Origin of the sequence: Microbacterium sp. SLBN-154 (genome assembly GCF_006715565.1) — a bacterium.
In the GTDB taxonomy this organism is placed as follows: domain Bacteria; phylum Actinomycetota; class Actinomycetes; order Actinomycetales; family Microbacteriaceae; genus Microbacterium.
Window position 1 is genome coordinate 1,821,072 of sequence record NZ_VFNL01000001.1, and the last position, 16,543, is coordinate 1,837,614.

The window sequence follows — 16,543 nt, forward strand, 5'->3', positions numbered from 1 at the left end:
GCCGTCTTACGGTGGGGTCATGGGGACCCCGACCGAGGATGACGCGCAGCGCGCGAAGGACCGGCACGACCAGCTCACGCGAGCGCCTGAGGCGACGGAGGCGGATGCCGCCCCCCGCATCCGTGTCAGCGAACACGACGGCGTCCGCCGCATCGACATCGATCCCGACGCCCCCGTGCGCCCGGGAATGGGACAGACCGGACTCGACGACGGCAGCGACGCGGACTGACCGTCCGGTGCGTTCAGTCGCCGATGGGACGTCTGGCGACAGGCGCCTGCAGCTCGGTGACCCAATCCGGTCCCGGATCGTGGCCCTCGGCGACGAGGTAGACCTCTCGGGTAGGGCCGATGATGCGGTACCCGTCGGCGACCACCTGTTCCATCAGCGTGGCCCAGCTCTCACCGATGGAGGTCATGTCGCCGAGGTGGATCAGGGTGGCGGCCTCGGCCACCTCGGGAAGATCGACGACCTCGTACCCCGCACCGGGCGTCGGATCGTCCTCGGCGATGTAGGACACGTGGACGGTGAGGCGGTCGTCGGTGGGTTCGTACCAGAAGATCCCCGGTTCCATCCGCGGGCGCCCCGCAGAGGCCAAGGCGTCATCCAGGCGAGAGACGAGAGAACCGACGACGGGACCGACGTGTTCCGGCCCGCTTCCGGGTGAGACCGCTCGGGCCGCGTAGACGGTCACGGGCTCGATGGGCCTGTAGGCGACTTTGGACATGGTCTCTCCGTTCAGTTGTCGGAGTCGTCGCTCGATCCGGTCGAGACGTGCGCGATCATGGGCCACGGATGCTTCGAGCTCGACACGACGCTCGACGAGCACCCTTCGCAGTTCAGCAGCCGGATCGCTCGATCCGGCCAGGGTGGCGATGCGGTCCAGCCCGACACCGAGATCCCGTAGCTCGACGATCCGGATCAAGAGAGGCAATTGCTCCGCGGCATAACGGCGATACCCGGTGCGCGCATCCACGCTCGCAGGCACGAGCAGACCGACGGCGTCGTAGTGGCGCAGCATCCGCGCGCTGACCCGGCCCAGGGCGGCGAACTCTCCGATCGAGTAATGCATGACGGAGTCCACACTCGACCATGACACAGTGTGAGGGTCAAACCGAGACCCCGAGACCTTGACGCGCAAGTGAATACTTGCCTATTGTGACGGTGTGGCCGACGTGTACCGGGCGATCGCCGATCCGACCCGCCGTCAGATCCTCGACCTGCTGGCTGCAGGCGGGGAGATGACGCTCTTCGAGATCTGCTCCCGGCTCGTCGCCGCCGGCACGACCTCGTCTCGGCAGGCGGTGTCGCAGCACCTGGCCGTTCTCGAGGAGTGCGACCTCGTGCGCACGGCACGTGTCGGCCGGACGAAGATCCACCGGATGCACCGCGAGCCGCTGCGCGAGATCGCCGCGCGATGGCCTCTCGACTGACAGGAGACAGTGATGGTGAACGCACGGCTGCACGTGATGAGCGTGTTCGTCGACGACCAGGAGAAGGCGCTGCGGTTCTACACCGACAGGCTCGGATTCGTCGTCAAGAACGACATTCCGCTCGGGGAGTACCGCTGGCTGACCGTCGTGGGCAGCGATGCGCCCGACGGGGTCGAGCTGCTTCTGGAGCCTGACGAGAATCCTGCGGCGCAGGAGTACACGCGCGCGCTCGCCGAGCAGGGGATCCCCGCGGCATCGTTCACCGTGGACGATGTCGATGCCGCGTATGACGAGCTCGTCGCCGCAGGCGTGACCTTCCTGCAGGCGCCGACCACGGGAGGGCCCGTGCGGACGGCGGTGCTGGATGACACCTGCGGCAACCTCGTGCAGCTGGTGAGCCCCGCCTGAGGAGCGACGACACCACCACTCGGCGGTCACCGGGACTGCTGGAAGCCTTGTGCCTGCCTCGGGTCGTCAGCGACACGCACGCCGTACGTGTAGGCGAGTTTGCCGCCGAGCCATCCTGACATCGACAGCGCCGCCAGAGCGATCACGGTCAGGATCAACCCCGCGACGCTCAGCTCGTCGTCGTCGCCGACGAGGAACCGCACGATGAGGTTCACCGCGAACAGCACCGTGGCCCCGAGATTCAGGAGCATGTGCACGAAGCCTGTTTTCTGCGCCCGCGTTCCGCGCTCGAGTTGCAGGTAGTCGAGGAATCCCCACACCGCGGCCAGGACCGCTCCGACCAATCCGACGACGATGAGGACGCGTGCGCCGACGACGTACGGCGTCGGATCGTCGACGAAGATCGCAATCAGGTCGAACACGAGGCTCGCCGTCCACGCGCCGATGGGGATCGTCACGAGAATCGGGTGGAACGGGTGCCCGTACGGACCGGCAAGAGCAGTCCGCGGCCTTTTTGCGCGGTCTCGCGGGGACGAGGTCATGGTCAGAGAACCCTTTCGTTTGACGGATCGTCGGGCGACCCGCGCGCCCTGTCTAGCCTTCGCGGGCCCGGACGGCCGAGGGGCTTGACATCTCAGTGCCGGCAACTCTCCCGCGCAGCCGGCACCCGTGTCACACTCGTTCGGTGACCGACGAACCTCAGACCGCCGAGCAACTGATGCGGTCGCGGTTCCGGGCGTTCCGCGACGGTGACGCGGCATGGCTGCTGCGGACCTGGCACCCCTCGACGCGGCCGGCGACGTTGGACCTCGATGACAGCCCTGTCTGGCGTGGCCTGCAGATCGTCGACACCGTCGGGGGCCGGATCGATGACACCGACGGGATCGTCGAGTTCCGCGCCACTTACCGCATCGACGGCGGCGTCGGGATCCTCCACGAGCGGTCGCGGTTCGTCCGCGAAAACGGCCGGTGGTACTACGTCGACGGTGACATCCGCGACACCTGACCACGGCCCCCGTGTCGGCGCGAGGATCCACACTGGACGAATGGGATTCCGCGCCTCAGACCTCGAACGGTTCCGCGACGAGACGGTGCCCGACCTCCTTCCCGAGCGTCTGCGGCTTCTCTTCGTCGGAATCAACCCGGGGTTGTGGACGGCCGCGACCGGAGCCCACTTCGCCCGCCCCGGCAACAGGTTCTACCCCGCGCTCGTCGCAGCAGGCGTCCTGCCGCATCCGCCGACGATCACCGAGGAGGGGATGTCGCCTGCCGACCGAGATCTGCTCGTGCAGCGGGGCATCGGGGTCACCAACCTGGTGCGCCGCGCCACAGCCCGGGCTGACGAGCTGTCGCGTGAGGAGCTCCGTGCCGGTGCGCAGGCTCTGGCAGCGCTGGTGGCGGATCGGCGCCCGCCCGTCGTCGCCGTCGTCGGGCTCACCGCCTATCGGCAGGGCTTCGACCGCCCGCGAGCCGTCAGCGGAGAGCAGGCTGAAGCCCTCGCCGGCGCCCGCCTGTGGGTGGTGCCCAATCCGAGCGGGCTCAACGCCCACGACACCGTCGACTCCCTCGCCCGGGCCTACGCCGAGCCTGCCCGCGCTGCCGGGGTGATCGAATGAGCGCGGTTGCACCACCGCCGCCGCCGACGGAACATGGGGTTGTGCGCGCATCCCAGAGTCACGCAACCACGTCTCCACGGGCATGGATCGCGGTGGTCGTCGGCGTCGTCGTCGTCGTTGCGGGGTTCACGGGAGCCTGGCTGCTGCGACCCGACGCCGCCGCCGAACCGGCCGCCGTCCCGACGCCCACGGTGGTGACGCCCTCGGCGACGCCGACGCCCGAGGCGACGCCGCCGCCCGCGCCGGTGGGCTTCGCCGCCAACACCGCCGCGTACGAGCTGGCATCGCTGCCCCAGGTCGACGTGTTCGCCGTCCTCCCGCAGCTTCCCGTCGACACCGACCCCGCGAGCGCGCCCACCGGCGAGGTCGTGACCGCAGCGGGCTCCGGCGCCCCGGTCTTCGCCGACCCGACCGCGGATCCCGTCGCGGTCCTCCCCGCCGAGTACGTTTACGGGGGCACCACGGTCCCCGTGGTCGAGCGCCAGGAGCACTGGGTGCGGGTGCTCCTCACGGGACGGCAGGCGACGCCGTCGACCGGTGACCCGGGTCAGCTCACGGGGTGGCTGCGCGCCCAGGATGTCGTCTTCGCGGCCGTGGACGCGCGGGTCGAGGTCTCCCTCTCCGCGCGCACGATCGACATCGTGCGCCCCGACGGCAGCGAACGCATCGCCACCGACTTCGGATCGGGTGTGGAGGGGACCCCCACCCCCACCGGGCGCTCCTTCATCATGACGACCCGCGTCGAGCCCTCCTTCGGCTACACGCGCGGCTATCCACTGGTTTACCTCTCGGTGCAGTCGCCGACTCTCGACGGGTTCGGCGGAGCGGATGTCGCGATCACCGCCTTCCACTATCACGATGCCCGTTCGGGTGCCATCTCCAACGGGTGCATCCGGCTCGACCCGGCCGCGATCGAGAAGCTCGCCGAGCTGCCGATGGGGACCCCCGTCCAGATCCTGCCCTGAACACCGATCGCGTCCACCCCGTCGCCCTGCCGCTACGCTGGCCGTTGCCCCGCTCTCCCGAAAGGTCGTCCCCCATGCAGCACCGTCCCCTCGGCCGCACCGGCCGCGACGTCTCGGCCATCGGTCTCGGCACCTGGCAGCTCGGCGCAGACTGGGGCGATGTCTCCGAGGACGACGCGCTCGCCGTCCTGGAGGCGTCCGTCGACCGGGGGGTGACCCTCTTCGACACCGCAGACGTCTACGGCGACGGGCGGAGCGAATCGCTCATCGGACGATTCCTGGCCGCACGCCCCGGCCATGAGATCACCGTGGCGACCAAGATGGGGCGTCGCGTGGAGCAGAGGGCGGAGAACTACACGTCCGAGGCCTTCCGCGCCTGGAACGACCGCTCTCGAGCTAACCTGGGCGTCGACACCCTCGACCTGGTGCAGCTGCACTGCCCGCCGTCCGAGGTCATCGAATCCGACGCGGTCTACGACGCCCTGGACGCGCTCGTCGCCGACGGCCGCATCGCCGCCTACGGGGTCTCCGTCGAGACCGTCGCCCAGGCGCTCGCCGCCATCGCGCGACCGCACGTGACCAACATCCAGATCATCTTCAACCCGTTCCGTCTGAAGCCCCTCGACGAGGTGCTGCCGGCGGCGGCGGCGGCACAGGTGGCCGTCTTCGCGCGCGTGCCCCTGGCCTCGGGCCTCCTGTCGGGGAAGTACACCGCCGACACGACGTTCGCCGAGAACGACCATCGCAGTTACAACCGCAACGGTGAGGCGTTCGACCGGGGTGAGACGTTCTCGGGCGTGGACTACGAGGCCGGGCTCGCCGCGGCATCCGAGCTCGCGCGTGCCGTTCCCGACGGTGTGAGCCTTCCCGCCGCGACGCTCGCGTGGATCGCTTCGCAGCCCGGGGTCACCACCGTCATCCCGGGCGCGCGCAACGTCGCACAGGCGACGTCCAATGCCGAGGCGGGCGCACTGCTCGACGGCGGCGCCGACCTCCGTGGCTTCGATGCCGCCGTGCACGAGGTCTACGACCGCCACCTGCGCGCAGCCATCCACCCGCTCTGGTGACCCGCGGCGGACGATCGGGCGAGTTGTCCACAGCCCCCTCGGGACGGCAGCAGCGGTTCTGTTAGCTTCGCTCCCGTGTCGACGGCTCTGGAGATCACGGCGTTCGCCTACCTGGGTGTGATCAGCGTCGTGCTCGCCGTCATCGATGTGCGCCACCATCGCCTGCCGAATCGGATCGTGCTGCCCAGCTACGGCGTCGGCGGAGCGCTCCTCCTGGGTGCGGTGCTCTTCGGCGCGCCGGCGGCCGCTCTCGGACGCGCCCTGGTCGGGATGATCGTCCTTTTCGGCTTCTACCTGGTGCTTCGCGTGCTCTCCCGCCGAGGCCTCGGCGGCGGAGACGTCAAACTCGCCGGCGTCCTCGGCCTGTACCTCGGCTGGCTGGGGTGGGAGGCCCTCGCGATCGGTGCCCTCGCCGGTTTCGTCGTCGGCGGTGCGACCGGCATCTGCCTGGTCCTCGCGCGGCGCGCCGACCGCCGCACCCGCATCGCCTTCGGACCGGCGATGCTCGTCGGGGCATGGCTCGTCATCGGTGCGAGCGCGGCCGGCTGGGGGACCGGAGCCGTGGTCGCCTGACCTCTACCGTGCGCCCGATCATTTCTCAACGGCACCGACGTCGCGGGCCTCACCCCCTAGTTTGGCGGTGGGACACCAGTTATCGACCGTCGACGGGGAGAGTTCGCCCATGCCGAATCTGATCGCGCGTGTCATCGCACGCGCCCTCACGCTGAAGCCCGTGCGCGCGCTCCTGCTCTACAGCGAACGGCAGGGTCCGATGCTCGCCGACAGCGTGACGTACCGCACGCTGTTCAGCCTGTTCGCCGCCGTGCTGCTCGGGTTCTCGCTCGCCGCGCTCTGGCTCGCCGGCAACCCGGTCGCCTGGCAGGCGCTGATCGACGCCGTCGACGCGGCCATCCCCGGCCTCGTCGGAGAAGGCGGCCTGATCGACCTCGATGACGTCCAGGCGCCCGCAGGACTCACGGTGGCGGGAGTGATCGCGTCCATCGGTCTCGTCGGCGCCGCCATCGGCGCCATCGGATCGCTGCGTACCGCGATCCGGCGGCTCGGAAACGAACTGACCGACGACTCCTTCTGGCTGTGGGTGCTGCTGCGGAATCTGCTTCTCGCGATCGGGATCGGCACCGCTCTCGGCGCGTCGGCCGTGGCGACCGTCATCGGCAGCGCCGGGATCTCCCTCGTCGGCGGGTGGCTCGGGCTCGCCGAGGACGACCTGCTGCTGCAGATCGCCACGCGGGCGACGACGATCGTCGTGGTCTTCCTCCTCGATGCCGCCGTCATCGCTGTGGCGTTCCGCGCGCTGTCGGGCACCAAGCCCTCGCCGCGCTCGCTCATCAGCGGGTCCCTCATCGGCGCCGCGGGGCTCACCGTTCTGCAGCAGCTGTCGAGCCTGTTCGTCGGAGGCGCCGGGTCGAACCCGCTGCTGGCGACCTTCGCCTCGCTCATCGCGCTGCTTCTCTGGCTGAACCTGTCGGCGCAGGTGATCCTCATCGCCTCGGCCTACATCATCACCGGCATCGAGGAGGAACGCGATCGGGTCCGCGCCCGCTTCGGTGCGACGACCTTCCTCCAGCGCCGTGTCAAGCGCGCCGAGATGTCGGTGCAGGCCGCCGCCGATGAGTTGGACGCGGCCCGCGCCGCCGAGGCGGAGGAGTGGCGGGGCCGGGCCGTTGCGGCAGCGAAGGCGAAACCAAAGACGGACGAGACGACGACATCGGATGCCGGAGCGCGGCGTGGTGATCGCTGACACCCCTTCGGACGCCCTCCCGCGCGTTCGGACCTACCGGGCCGCCGACATCCGCGCCGCCGAGGCCCCCCTCCTCGCTGCCGGGGTGCCCCTCATGGCCCGCGCCGCCCACGCGCTGGCGGGGATCGCCGCGGCGCGGCTCGCCGCGGCATCCGTTCCCGGCGTCCTCGTGCTCGCCGGGCGGGGCGACAACGGCGGGGACGCCCTGTTCGCAGGCGCCGAGCTCGCCGCCGCCGGGGCGCGTGTGGATGTCCTGCTCGTCGGCGACGACGCCCACGACGCCGGCCTCGCCGCCGCGGTCGATGCCGGGGCCCGCATGGTCGACCCGGCCGGGCTCGACCCTCGCGAGTACGGCATCGTCCTCGACGGGATGATCGGGCTCGGCGGACGAGGATCGCTGCGCGGCGGCGCGCGCGACGCGGCGATCGTCCTCGCCCCGAGCCTGGCGGCGGGTCCGCGGATCCTCGCCGTCGACCTGCCGAGCGGTCTGGATCCCGACACCGGGGAGGGCGATGAGCTCGTGCTGCCCGCTCACGAGACCATTACCTTCGGCGCAGCGAAGGCGGGTCTGGCCTTGGGGCGCGGGCCCGCGTTGTCGGGGCGCGTCACGCTCGTCGACATCGGCCTGGAGCTCGTCGGCGCCGAACCGGTCGGCGAGACCGAGATCGCGGAGATCGTCCGAGCCTGAGTCGTGCGCTCTAGCGGGCGTGATGTTCCACGAAGGTCCGCAGCAGACGCGGCGGGTGGGTCACCGGCGCCCGCCGCACAGCGGCGAGTGTGAGCTCGAGCTCGTCGGCGCCGAAGTATCCGTAGCCGGCGTAGGCGTGCACCCGCGTCTGCATGCCGTCGAGGTCGAGCTCGGGGTGAAACTGGGTGGCGTAGACGTTGCGGCCGACCCGGAACATCTGAACCGGACAGGTCGGGGACGACGCCAGCAGCACCGCCGAGTCGGGGAGGACCGACACCGCTTCCTTGTGGCCGACGTAGGCGTCGAAGGTGCGTGGGAAACCCGCGAGCAGCGGATCGACGGCGCCGGCGTCGGTGAGGCTCACCGGCACCACGCTGATCGGCTCGGAGTAGGTGCGGTCGATGATGGCGCGCTGGTGGCTCCCGAGGGTCCCGATCCCGTAGCAGGCGCCCAGAAATGGGAAGTCGCGCGCGACCACCTCGTCGAGCAGACGGGCGAACTCCGCCTCGACGCGCCGCTGCACCGGCGACTTCTTCTCCGGCGGATCGGAGGCGTTGAACGGACCGCCGCCGACGAAGATCCCCGACAGTGCGTCGAGCTCCAGCTCGGGGAGGGGGCCTGCCTCCATGCGGACGCGGAGGAGGTCGCGCTCCTCGAGCCCGGTGAAGCGCAGGAAGAGCTCGTACTCCTCGTCGGCGGGAACGTCCTCCGCGCGGGTGGCGAGGAGGACGAAGGGTTTGGCCCCGGTCATCCCGCGTACGTCACAAGGCCCAGCTCCACCGGGGACACCAGGAACGGATGCCGCGGCACGACCCGCACCGTGTACCCGAAGGTGCCGGTGATCTGCAGCGGCAGCGAGCCCCGATAGGGGGTGACCCCGTCCACGGCGGGCCCCTGCGCCTTGAGCGGCACGGCGGTGCGGTCGAGGCCGATGACATCGTCCTCGTCGGTGCGTCCGTAGACCAGTTCCACCGCGACATCGTCGGGGGAGAGACCGTCCAGGCGCACGGAGGCCTCGATCTCGAGGGTTTCGCCGGTCGACGCCCGAGTGGTGGCGTCGGAACCCTCCACATGCGCGATCGCCACGGCCTCCCAGGCGCTGCGCACCCGGCCGACGAACGCGGCGAGCGAGCGGGCCTGGGCGAAATCATCGGCACGGAGCGCCCGCTCGTTCACCGCCGAGGGCACGTACAGTCGTGTGACGTAGTCGCGCACCATCCGGTCGCTGGTGACCTTCTTGCCGAGGTCCGTCATGGTGTGGCGCACCATGTCGAGCCACCCGGCCGGCACACCGCCCGTGCGCTCGTAGAACCGCGGCACGAGCTGGTGCTCGATGAGGTCGTAGAGCGCGGCCGCCTCGGCATCGTCCCGCTCCTCGTCGGTCGCCGCCGTGTCGGCGGTCGGGATGGCCCAGCCGTTGCGGCCGTCGTACCACTCGTCCCACCAGCCGTCGAGGATCGACAGATTCAGCACCCCGTTCAACGCGGCCTTCATGCCCGACGTGCCGCACGCCTCGAGGGGGCGCAGCGGGTTGTTCAGCCACACGTCGCAGCCGGGGTACAGGGTCTTCGCCAGCGTGATGTCGTAGTCGGGGAGGAACACGATGCGGCCGCGCACCCGAGGATCGCGGCTGAACCGCACGAGCTGCTGGATCAGGATTTTCCCGGAATCGTCGGCCGGATGGGACTTGCCGCCGATCACCAGCTGAACCGGTCGCTCGGGATCGGTGAGGATGCGGGTGAGGCGCTCGGGGTCGCGGAGCATCAGCGTCAGACGCTTGTAGGTCGGCACGCGCCGGGCGAAGCCGATGGTCAGCACACCCGGGTCGAGGATCTCGTCGATCCACGCCGGAACAGCGGCATTGCCCGCCGAACGGGCGGCTGCGGTCAGGCGCCGCCGAGCCTCGGCGACGAGCTCCTGCTTCATCTGGGTGCGCACCCCCCACAGCTCCTGGTCGCTGACGACCTCGCGCGAGCGCCAGTCGTGGCGATCGGTGTGCGCATCGCCGAAGACGCGCTCGCTCAGGCCGGTGAGGGCGGGGTGGACCCAGGTCGGGGCGTGGACGCCGTTGGTGATCGAGGTGATCGGTACCTCGTCGGTGTCGACACTCGGCCAGAGGGGCCCGAACATCCGTCGGCTGACCGCCCCGTGGAGGAGCGACACCCCGTTGGCGTGCTGTCCGAGGTGGAGCCCGAGAACGGCCATGTTGAACACCTGGGGATCGCCGCCCGGGTAGGACTCGCGGCCCAGGTCGAGGGCGGGCTCGGCGGGGAGCGACGTGAACAGCGGGCTCTGCAGGTAGGTCGCGACCAGGTCGCGGGGGAAGCGGTCGATACCGGCGGGAACCGGTGTGTGGGTGGTGAAGACGGTGGAGGCCCGCACCTGAGCGAGCGCCTGGTCGAAGCTCAAGCCCTCTTCGACGATGAGTTCCGACATCCGCTCCAAGCCCTGGAAACCCGCGTGGCCCTCATTGGTGTGATACACCTCGGGGCTGGGCGTGCCGGTCTGCGCGCACCACGCCCGCACCGCGCGGACGCCGCCCACGCCGAGGAGGAGCTCCTGCAGGAGGCGGTGCTCGCCGCCTCCGCCGTAGAGCCGGTCGGTCACCTGGCGGAGGTCGTCGGGGTTGCTGGGGGTGTCGGCGTCGAGCAGCAGGAGCGGGACCCGGCCGATCTGGGCCACCCAGATGCGAGCGGCCAGGAGCCGGCCGGCGGGAAGGTCGAGTCCGATCTCGACGGGGGCCCCGTCGCCGTCGCGGAGCAGGGTCAGGCCGAGACCGTAGGGGTCGAGCAGCGGGTAGCTCTCCCGCTGCCAGCCGTCGTCGCCGATCGACTGACGGAAGTACCCCGCACGGTAGAACAGCCCGACGCCGGTGAGGGGGACGCCGAGGTCGGACGCGCTCTTGAGGTGGTCGCCGGCGAGGATGCCGAGGCCGCCCGAGTACTGCGGAAGGGTGCCGTCCACGCCGAACTCGGGGGAGAAGTAGGCGATGTGGACCGGCTTGTCGCCGTCGAGCTCCTGGTACCACCGGTCGTCGCGGAGGTAGGCGTCGAGGCGCTCGGCCTCGGCATGGACGCGGGCCACGAACTGCGTGTCCTGCGACAGGGCGTCGAGCCGTTCCTGCCCGAGCGCACCGAGGAGCTGCTCGGGGTTGCCGCCGACCTCCTCCCACCGCGCGGGATCCATCGAGGCGAACAGTGCCTTCGTCTCGGCCGACCAGGCCCAGCGCCAGTTGGTGGCGAGGCGGTCGAGCGGGGCGAGCTGCTCGGAGAGAACGGGACGAACGGCGAACGTGCGGATGGCCTTCACGCTGTGAAGTGTAGGCGAGCACGATGAAGCGCAACCCCCTCACCGAGCTGATCGCCGTCGATACACTCGGAGAATGGCTATTGCACGACTGCACGGCGGTCCCCTCGACGGGCAGCTCCTGCCCCTGGAGGCTCCCGACCTCGATTCGCTCATCGTCCCCTACGGCGAAGGACAGGTCGTTTACCGCCGCAAGGGAGAAGCGCAGCACACCGGCGAGCACGACGGTCCGACCGAGGCGGAATTCTGGTTCGTGGAGGCGACCGATGAGATCGGACCCTCGAACGACGACTGATCCGGACGAGCCGATCCGTTCGCTGGAGATCGAGATCAAGCTCGACGTGGATGCCGATACGGCGCCACCGGACTGGCGCGTCCTTCCGGAGGTGGCTGAGCTGACCCGAGCCGACGTCCGCGAACTCGACGCCCGGTACTTCGACACCGTCGATTTCGCCCTCGGGCGTGCGGGCTACGCGCTGCGCCGACGCACCGGCGGCCCCGACGCCGGATGGCATCTGAAGGGACCGCGTCACGGAGCCGGCCGGGTGGAGCTCGGGTGGCCGCTCGAGGAGGGCGAGTCGCTTCCCGCGGCGGTGCAGGCCGAGATCAGACCCCTCACAGCCGATCCCGTGCGCCCCATCGCCCGCGTGCGCAATCGCAGGCTGGCCGTGCAGATGAAGGATGCCGCGGGCGAGGTCGTCGCGGAATTCCTCGACGACCACGTGCAGACCCGCGACGAGGCGACCGGGACGGAGCGCTCCTGGCGTGAGTGGGAGATCGAACTCGGCCCCGCCGCGCCCGACGACGCCGAGCGTTTCCTGAGCGAGATCGCCGATCTCGCCCGAAACGCCGGCGCCCGCCCTGCATCCTCGGAATCGAAGATCGGGCGGGCGCTCGGGCGGTAGGTCAGCTACAGGTTGATCATGTGGCCCACGAGACCGTGGAAGCCCTCCTGAAGAGCCTCCGACAGCGTCGGGTGCGTGTGGACGTTGCGCGCGGCCTCGAGCGCGGTGAGGTCCCACTTCTGGGCGAGCGTGAGTTCGGGGAGGAGCTCGGAGACATCGGGGCCGATGAGGTGACCGCCGAGCAGCTCGAGGTGCTCGCCGTCGGCGATGAGCTTGACGAAACCGACCGGCTCGCCCAGGCCGTTCGCCTTGCCGTTCGCGCTGAAGGGGAACTTCGCGACCTTCACGTCGTAGCCGGCGTCACGGGCCTGCTGCTCGGTCAGACCGAACGACGCGACCTGCGGGGTGCAGAACGTCGCGCGGGGCATCATCCGGTAGTCGCCGAGTGGCATGGTCTCGGCCTTGCCGATCGTCTCGGCGGCCACCACACCCTGCGCCTCGGCCACGTGCGCCAGCTGCAGCTTCGCGGTGACATCGCCGATGGCGTAGATGTGCGGCATGTTGGTGCGCATGTAGTCGTCGATGCCGATCGCGCCGCGCTCGGTGAGCTCGACGCCGGTCTTGTCCAGCCCGTAGCCCTCGACGTTCGGAATCCAGCCGATCGAGACCATCACCTTGTCGGCGTCGATGGATCCGCTGGTGCCGTCCTTGCCGGTGTAGGCGACGGTGACCTTGTCGCCGTGATCGGTGACGGTGTCGACCTTGGTGGAGGTGAGGATGTCGATGCCGTACTTCTTGTACTGGCGCGCGATCTCCTTGGAGACGTCGACGTCCTCGTTCGGCAGCGCACGATCGAGGAACTCGACGATGGTGACCTTCACGCCGTAGTTCGACATCACGAAGGCGAACTCCATGCCGATCGCACCGGCACCGACGATGACGATCGAGGAGGGCAGATCGCGGGAGAGGATCTGCTCCTCGTAGGTGACGATGTTCCCGCCGATCTCGACGCCGGGCAGCTGGCGGACCTTGGCGCCGGTGGCGATGATCGCATTGTCGAACGTGACCGTCTCGGTCCCGCCGTCCGATTTCTGCACCTGGATGGTGTTCGCATCGACGAAGGTTCCGCGGCCGTCGTACTCGGTGACCTTGTTCTTCTTCATCAGGAAGTGGATGCCCTTGACGTGGGTCTCGGCCACCTTGCGGCTGCGGTCCCACGCCACTCCGAAGTCGAAGTGCACGTCGCCCGAGATGCCGAAGAGGTCTGCCTTGTGGAGCACCTGGTGCGCGAGGTCGGCGTTCTTCAGCAGAGCCTTCGAGGGGATGCACCCGACATTCAGGCAGACGCCCCCCCAGTACTTCTCTTCGATGATGGCGACGGAAAGACCGAGCTGGGCGCTCCGGACGGCCGCGACGTACCCGCCGGGGCCGGCGCCGAGGATGACGACGTCGTAGTGAGGCATGCTCCCAGCCTATCGGTCGGCATCGCCGCCGGTGCCCGGGGTGCGGCCCTGCGCGCGGGCGAGCAGGAGGTAGACGATGGCCCCGCCGGCGCCGACGGCGACGATCCCCACGATGATCCACGGCAGAATCGCAGCGGTGGACGATGCGGGTTCACCTGCGGTGGTCGGCGATGGCGTGGCCGAGGCGGACTCGGACGTCGAGGCGGAGGGGGAGGCGGAGGCGTCGGGCGCCGTCGGCGCCACCGTGGCGTCGGCGGTCGGCGTGGAAGAGGCTCCCTCCGCAACCGTGAACGACAGCTCCCCGGAGATGGGGTGGCCGTCGCTGGAGACCACCTTCCAGAGCACCGTGACGGGGCCGGGCGCGGCCGCGGTCAGCGGCTGCGACACGACGTTGTCGGCGATGGTCGGTGATCCGTCGACGAGCGCCGTGCCCGCGGCATCCGTCACCTCGATCACGGTGGCGCCGGGTTCCTGCGAGATGAGACCACTGAAGGTGAGGGTGATCGCCGTCGGGGCCTGGTCGAGCGTGCTGCCGGGTGCGGGGTCGGAGCCGAGCAGCTCGTCGTGCGCGGAGGCGGCGACGGGAAGGGCGAAGACCGCCGTCAGCGCCACGACGACGCCGAGGAACGCGTCAGCGGGGGAGAAGCGAAGACCGGAACGACTCACGGATCCCACGCTACGGGGGTCTTCATCAACGAAGCCTGGGCGCCTAACCTGGGCTCAGGCGGGTGCACCTGCCCCGTCGCGCGAGACGAGAGCGAGGTACGGGATGGACCGCATGATGATGGATGCGATGGGCTCGACGTCGATGATGGGCGGCGACACCCGCATGGACATGGACCTCATGCAGGCGTGTATGGACGCCTGCGCCGCCTGCGAACAGGCCTGCACGGTGTGCGCCGCGCAGATGATGGACTGCGCGCCGGCGTGCATGAACTGCGCCGACATGTGCAACACGATGCTGCGGGCGATGCTGCGCATGTCGGGCATGACGCCCGCCGTCATGGTGTCGATGCTCGACGCGTGCATCGCGATGTGCCAGCTCTGCATGGACGAGTGCATGCGGCACGCCGACATGAGCGAGGTCTGCCGCATGTGCGCGCAGTCCTGTCAGGCCTGCATGGATGCGTGCATGGCGATGCGGGAGTCGGTGCTCGCGCAGGCCTGACCTCCCGGCGCCGGTCGGGTCACAGGACGGCGATGTTGGCGCGGGTGCGCCCCACCGCCAGAGCGTGGTGACGCGCGTGCAGGGCGACGGGCGCGCCGGGTTCGAGGCCCTCGATCGGCGACGCCGACCACACGTCGACGCGCGTTCCGTCGAGGGTGTGGAGCACGGTGACCTCGCCGGCGACCGAGGCGACGATCGCGTCGGTCCATTCGCGGGGGGTGGCGGCGATCAGCCGCGCCTGGATGAGGTGCATCGCGTGCCCGGGGGCGACCGAGGTGCAGGCGCGTCCGTGCGTGCACATGCAGGCCGCGCGGCCCTTCACCTCGACGGGTGTGGGGAAGCGGTGCGGACTCGACACGTCGGACTCCTGTGGGTAGGTTCGGATGTCGGCCAGATTAGGTCGCGGCACGGCCGCGGTCATCCTCGCCGACACAGGCCGAAACAATCGCCCTGCGGCATCGTCGTCGTCAGGTGCGCCGAGCCGGTCGTCAGGGCGTGAACGCGTCGGATAGGCTGGCTCACCGAAGGAGGGCACGACGTGGACGACAATCGGCGACCAGATTCTGGTGACATCCGACGCCTGCCGGGCGATGACGGCGCCGATCGCGGTTCGGACACGACGCAGACGTTCGGCCACGACGCCGACCTGTCGTTCGTCCCCTTCGGCAGCGCTCTGAACACCGCGGAGCTCGAGTCGATCGATGCGCTGCCTTCGGGGGCGGCGCTGCTGCTGGTGCGCTCGGGCCCGACGGCGGGTGCGCGCTATCTGCTCGACACCGACGTCACCACGGTCGGCCGCCACCCCGAAGCCGACATCTTCTTCGACGACGTCACCGTCTCGCGTCGGCACGCGGAGATCACCCGGCAGGGAACGGCGTTCGAGCTCGTGGATCAGCGATCGCTGAACGGCACCTACGTCAACGGCGAGCGGGTCGACCGCGCGGTGCTCACCAACGGCTCGGAGCTTCGCATCGGCAAGTTCCGCCTCAACTTCTTCGTCTCTCCCGCAGATCTGCCGCAGGCGGGCTGATGGCTCCGGCCTCCTCCGCCCGCCAGCGATCATCGTCAGCGGGCCTTCTCAGCATCGGTCAGGTGCTCGCGAGGCTGTCGCCGGAGTTCCCGAGTCTGACCTCCAGCAAGCTGCGTTTCCTCGAGGTGCAGGGGATCGTCACCCCGGTTCGGACCGATTCGGGGTATCGCAAGTTCTCGCCGGCCGACCTCGACCGCCTGCGACTGGCGCTGACCCTCCAGCGCGACCACTACCTTCCTCTCAGCGTCATCCGCGACTACCTCGCCGACGTCGACGCCGGGCGCGACCCCGCGCCGCCGACCTCCGCGCCGCCGCCCTCGATCGTCCCGGCGCCGCGCCGGTACCGTCGGGAGGAGCTTCTGGCCGCGGCCGGTGCGGCGCCGCAGCTGCTCAACGACGCCATCAGCACCGGGATCATCACCGCCGCCGAGAGCTACACCGATCAGTCGGTCACGCTCCTGCGGGCTCTCGTCGCGCTGGACCGTCACGGCATCGAGCCGCGTCACGTCCGCAGCGTCAAGCAGAGCGCGGAGCGCGACGCCTCCCTCATCGAGTCGTCGCTCGCGCCGCTGCTGCGTCGGACGGACGCCGCTTCTCGGGGACGAGCGGGAGAGGCCGCACCCGAGCTCGCGCGCAAACTCGAAGAGGTGCGTGCGATCCTGCTGCGCTCCGCCCTCGATCGCCTTCTCGGATGACGCGCCCCAGCCTCGATCCTCCGCGACACGCCGACGCGTTCAGGCGGATGTCGTTGCCCGGGGGGCGGGGCTCATCTAGCGTGGAGTGCGCACCCCGTT

At 70.0% G+C, this 16,543-nt stretch carries 22 protein-coding genes; 15 read left to right on the top strand and 7 right to left on the bottom strand.

Annotated features, from left to right (window positions below):
* Nucleotides 1–19: 19 nt before the first annotated feature.
* Complete coding sequence (locus tag FBY40_RS08845) at nucleotides 20–229, top strand: multidrug transporter (protein ID WP_141938082.1); 210 nt, start codon at nucleotides 20–22, stop codon at nucleotides 227–229.
* 13 nt (nucleotides 230–242) lie between these two features.
* Here the strand turns inward: FBY40_RS08845 and FBY40_RS08850 are convergent, their stop codons facing one another.
* Nucleotides 243–1,097 carry a MerR family transcriptional regulator gene (locus tag FBY40_RS08850; RefSeq protein WP_235014729.1) on the bottom strand — a complete coding sequence of 285 codons (855 nt, stop codon included), beginning with the start codon at nucleotides 1,095–1,097 and terminating at the stop codon, nucleotides 243–245.
* Nucleotides 1,098–1,164: 67 nt separating this feature from the next.
* Here FBY40_RS08850 and FBY40_RS08855 point away from each other — a divergent pair, with 67 nt between their 5' ends.
* Complete coding sequence (locus tag FBY40_RS08855) at nucleotides 1,165–1,431, top strand: ArsR/SmtB family transcription factor (RefSeq protein ID WP_141938083.1); 267 nt, start codon at nucleotides 1,165–1,167, stop codon at nucleotides 1,429–1,431.
* 12 nt (nucleotides 1,432–1,443) lie between these two features.
* Nucleotides 1,444–1,839 (top strand): VOC family protein, encoded by a 396-nt coding sequence (locus FBY40_RS08860; protein WP_141938085.1) that lies wholly within the window; start codon nucleotides 1,444–1,446, stop codon nucleotides 1,837–1,839.
* Nucleotides 1,840–1,865: 26 nt separating this feature from the next.
* Here FBY40_RS08860 and FBY40_RS08865 read toward each other — a convergent pair whose 3' ends face one another.
* On the bottom strand, nucleotides 1,866–2,381 hold the full coding sequence (locus FBY40_RS08865) for a DUF2231 domain-containing protein (RefSeq protein WP_141938086.1): 516 nt from the start codon (nucleotides 2,379–2,381) through the stop codon (nucleotides 1,866–1,868).
* 143 nt (nucleotides 2,382–2,524) lie between these two features.
* Between FBY40_RS08865 and FBY40_RS08870 the strand changes: the two genes are divergently transcribed.
* The 7 genes from FBY40_RS08870 (at nucleotide 2,525) to FBY40_RS08900 (ending at nucleotide 7,937) form a co-directional block, all read left to right on the top strand.
* A complete protein-coding gene (locus FBY40_RS08870) occupies nucleotides 2,525–2,845 on the top strand; it encodes a YchJ family protein (RefSeq protein ID WP_235014733.1) in 321 nt (106 codons plus the stop codon).
* Nucleotides 2,846–2,885: 40 nt separating this feature from the next.
* Complete coding sequence (locus tag FBY40_RS08875; RefSeq protein ID WP_141938087.1) at nucleotides 2,886–3,455, top strand: mismatch-specific DNA-glycosylase; 570 nt, start codon at nucleotides 2,886–2,888, stop codon at nucleotides 3,453–3,455.
* A 41-nt stretch (nucleotides 3,456–3,496) separates the two neighbouring features.
* The gene (locus tag FBY40_RS08880) at nucleotides 3,497–4,420 is read left to right on the top strand and encodes a L,D-transpeptidase (RefSeq protein ID WP_235014734.1); all 924 of its coding nucleotides are present in this window, start codon (nucleotides 3,497–3,499) and stop codon (nucleotides 4,418–4,420) included.
* A 74-nt stretch (nucleotides 4,421–4,494) separates the two neighbouring features.
* The gene (locus FBY40_RS08885; RefSeq protein ID WP_141938090.1) at nucleotides 4,495–5,487 is read left to right on the top strand and encodes an aldo/keto reductase; all 993 of its coding nucleotides are present in this window, start codon (nucleotides 4,495–4,497) and stop codon (nucleotides 5,485–5,487) included.
* Nucleotides 5,488–5,562: 75 nt separating this feature from the next.
* Nucleotides 5,563–6,060 carry a prepilin peptidase gene (locus tag FBY40_RS08890; RefSeq protein WP_141938092.1) on the top strand — a complete coding sequence of 166 codons (498 nt, stop codon included), beginning with the start codon at nucleotides 5,563–5,565 and terminating at the stop codon, nucleotides 6,058–6,060.
* Nucleotides 6,061–6,169: 109 nt separating this feature from the next.
* Nucleotides 6,170–7,249, top strand: coding sequence for a YihY/virulence factor BrkB family protein (locus FBY40_RS08895; protein WP_141938093.1), 1,080 nt, complete (start codon nucleotides 6,170–6,172; stop codon nucleotides 7,247–7,249).
* On the top strand, nucleotides 7,221–7,937 hold the full coding sequence (locus FBY40_RS08900) for an NAD(P)H-hydrate epimerase (RefSeq protein WP_141938095.1): 717 nt from the start codon (nucleotides 7,221–7,223) through the stop codon (nucleotides 7,935–7,937). The genes FBY40_RS08895 and FBY40_RS08900 overlap by 29 nt, the downstream gene beginning before the upstream one ends.
* Nucleotides 7,938–7,947: 10 nt before the next feature.
* On the opposite strand, the gene FBY40_RS08905 is transcribed toward FBY40_RS08900, so the two are convergent.
* Nucleotides 7,948–8,688: a glutamine amidotransferase gene (locus FBY40_RS08905; RefSeq protein ID WP_141938096.1), complete on the bottom strand. Its 741-nt coding sequence runs from the start codon at nucleotides 8,686–8,688 to the stop codon at nucleotides 7,948–7,950.
* Entirely contained in the window at nucleotides 8,685–11,246 is a 2,562-nt protein-coding gene (gene glgP, locus FBY40_RS08910; RefSeq protein ID WP_141938097.1) for an alpha-glucan family phosphorylase, read from the bottom strand. The genes FBY40_RS08905 and glgP overlap by 4 nt, the downstream gene beginning before the upstream one ends.
* Before the next feature lie 73 nt (nucleotides 11,247–11,319).
* Here glgP and FBY40_RS08915 point away from each other — a divergent pair, with 73 nt between their 5' ends.
* Nucleotides 11,320–11,538, top strand: a complete 219-nt coding sequence (locus tag FBY40_RS08915) for a response regulator (protein WP_141938099.1) — start codon at nucleotides 11,320–11,322, stop codon at nucleotides 11,536–11,538.
* The gene (locus FBY40_RS08920) at nucleotides 11,510–12,148 is read left to right on the top strand and encodes a CYTH domain-containing protein (protein WP_141938100.1); all 639 of its coding nucleotides are present in this window, start codon (nucleotides 11,510–11,512) and stop codon (nucleotides 12,146–12,148) included. The genes FBY40_RS08915 and FBY40_RS08920 overlap by 29 nt, the downstream gene beginning before the upstream one ends.
* Nucleotides 12,149–12,153: 5 nt before the next feature.
* Here FBY40_RS08920 and lpdA read toward each other — a convergent pair whose 3' ends face one another.
* A complete protein-coding gene (lpdA, locus tag FBY40_RS08925) occupies nucleotides 12,154–13,551 on the bottom strand; it encodes a dihydrolipoyl dehydrogenase (RefSeq protein ID WP_141938102.1) in 1,398 nt (465 codons plus the stop codon).
* A 9-nt stretch (nucleotides 13,552–13,560) separates the two neighbouring features.
* Complete coding sequence (locus FBY40_RS08930) at nucleotides 13,561–14,217, bottom strand: copper resistance CopC family protein (RefSeq protein ID WP_160141381.1); 657 nt, start codon at nucleotides 14,215–14,217, stop codon at nucleotides 13,561–13,563.
* Nucleotides 14,218–14,320: 103 nt separating this feature from the next.
* Here FBY40_RS08930 and FBY40_RS08935 point away from each other — a divergent pair, with 103 nt between their 5' ends.
* On the top strand, nucleotides 14,321–14,719 hold the full coding sequence (locus FBY40_RS08935) for a hypothetical protein (protein WP_124292993.1): 399 nt from the start codon (nucleotides 14,321–14,323) through the stop codon (nucleotides 14,717–14,719).
* Between the two features lie 19 nt (nucleotides 14,720–14,738).
* Here the strand turns inward: FBY40_RS08935 and FBY40_RS08940 are convergent, their stop codons facing one another.
* Nucleotides 14,739–15,077 (bottom strand): hypothetical protein, encoded by a 339-nt coding sequence (locus FBY40_RS08940; protein WP_200829961.1) that lies wholly within the window; start codon nucleotides 15,075–15,077, stop codon nucleotides 14,739–14,741.
* 180 nt (nucleotides 15,078–15,257) lie between these two features.
* Between FBY40_RS08940 and FBY40_RS08945 the strand changes: the two genes are divergently transcribed.
* Both FBY40_RS08945 and ftsR read left to right on the top strand, forming a co-directional pair.
* On the top strand, nucleotides 15,258–15,749 hold the full coding sequence (locus tag FBY40_RS08945) for an FHA domain-containing protein (protein WP_124292994.1): 492 nt from the start codon (nucleotides 15,258–15,260) through the stop codon (nucleotides 15,747–15,749).
* On the top strand, nucleotides 15,749–16,444 hold the full coding sequence (gene ftsR / locus FBY40_RS08950) for a transcriptional regulator FtsR (protein ID WP_141938106.1): 696 nt from the start codon (nucleotides 15,749–15,751) through the stop codon (nucleotides 16,442–16,444). Before FBY40_RS08945 ends, ftsR begins: the two co-directional genes overlap by 1 nt.
* Nucleotides 16,445–16,543: the final 99 nt, after the last annotated feature.

Excerpts from the sequence above, each read along its gene's own strand:
- FBY40_RS08845 (WP_141938082.1), top strand. The coding sequence starts at position 20 with ATGGGGACCCCGACCGAGGATGACGCGCAGCGCGCGAAGGACCGGCAC.
- FBY40_RS08860 (WP_141938085.1), top strand. The coding sequence starts at position 1,444 with ATGGTGAACGCACGGCTGCACGTGATGAGCGTGTTCGTCGACGACCAG.
- FBY40_RS08865 (WP_141938086.1), bottom strand. The coding sequence starts at position 2,381 with ATGACCTCGTCCCCGCGAGACCGCGCAAAAAGGCCGCGGACTGCTCTT.
- FBY40_RS08875 (WP_141938087.1), top strand. The coding sequence starts at position 2,886 with ATGGGATTCCGCGCCTCAGACCTCGAACGGTTCCGCGACGAGACGGTG.
- FBY40_RS08885 (WP_141938090.1), top strand. The coding sequence starts at position 4,495 with ATGCAGCACCGTCCCCTCGGCCGCACCGGCCGCGACGTCTCGGCCATC.
- FBY40_RS08895 (WP_141938093.1), top strand. The coding sequence starts at position 6,170 with ATGCCGAATCTGATCGCGCGTGTCATCGCACGCGCCCTCACGCTGAAG.
- FBY40_RS08900 (WP_141938095.1), top strand. The coding sequence starts at position 7,221 with ATGCCGGAGCGCGGCGTGGTGATCGCTGACACCCCTTCGGACGCCCTC.
- FBY40_RS08905 (WP_141938096.1), bottom strand. The coding sequence starts at position 8,688 with ATGACCGGGGCCAAACCCTTCGTCCTCCTCGCCACCCGCGCGGAGGAC.
- FBY40_RS08915 (WP_141938099.1), top strand. The coding sequence starts at position 11,320 with ATGGCTATTGCACGACTGCACGGCGGTCCCCTCGACGGGCAGCTCCTG.
- FBY40_RS08920 (WP_141938100.1), top strand. The coding sequence starts at position 11,510 with ATGAGATCGGACCCTCGAACGACGACTGATCCGGACGAGCCGATCCGT.
- lpdA (WP_141938102.1), bottom strand. The coding sequence starts at position 13,551 with ATGCCTCACTACGACGTCGTCATCCTCGGCGCCGGCCCCGGCGGGTAC.
- FBY40_RS08935 (WP_124292993.1), top strand. The coding sequence starts at position 14,321 with ATGGACCGCATGATGATGGATGCGATGGGCTCGACGTCGATGATGGGC.
- ftsR (WP_141938106.1), top strand. The coding sequence starts at position 15,749 with ATGGCTCCGGCCTCCTCCGCCCGCCAGCGATCATCGTCAGCGGGCCTT.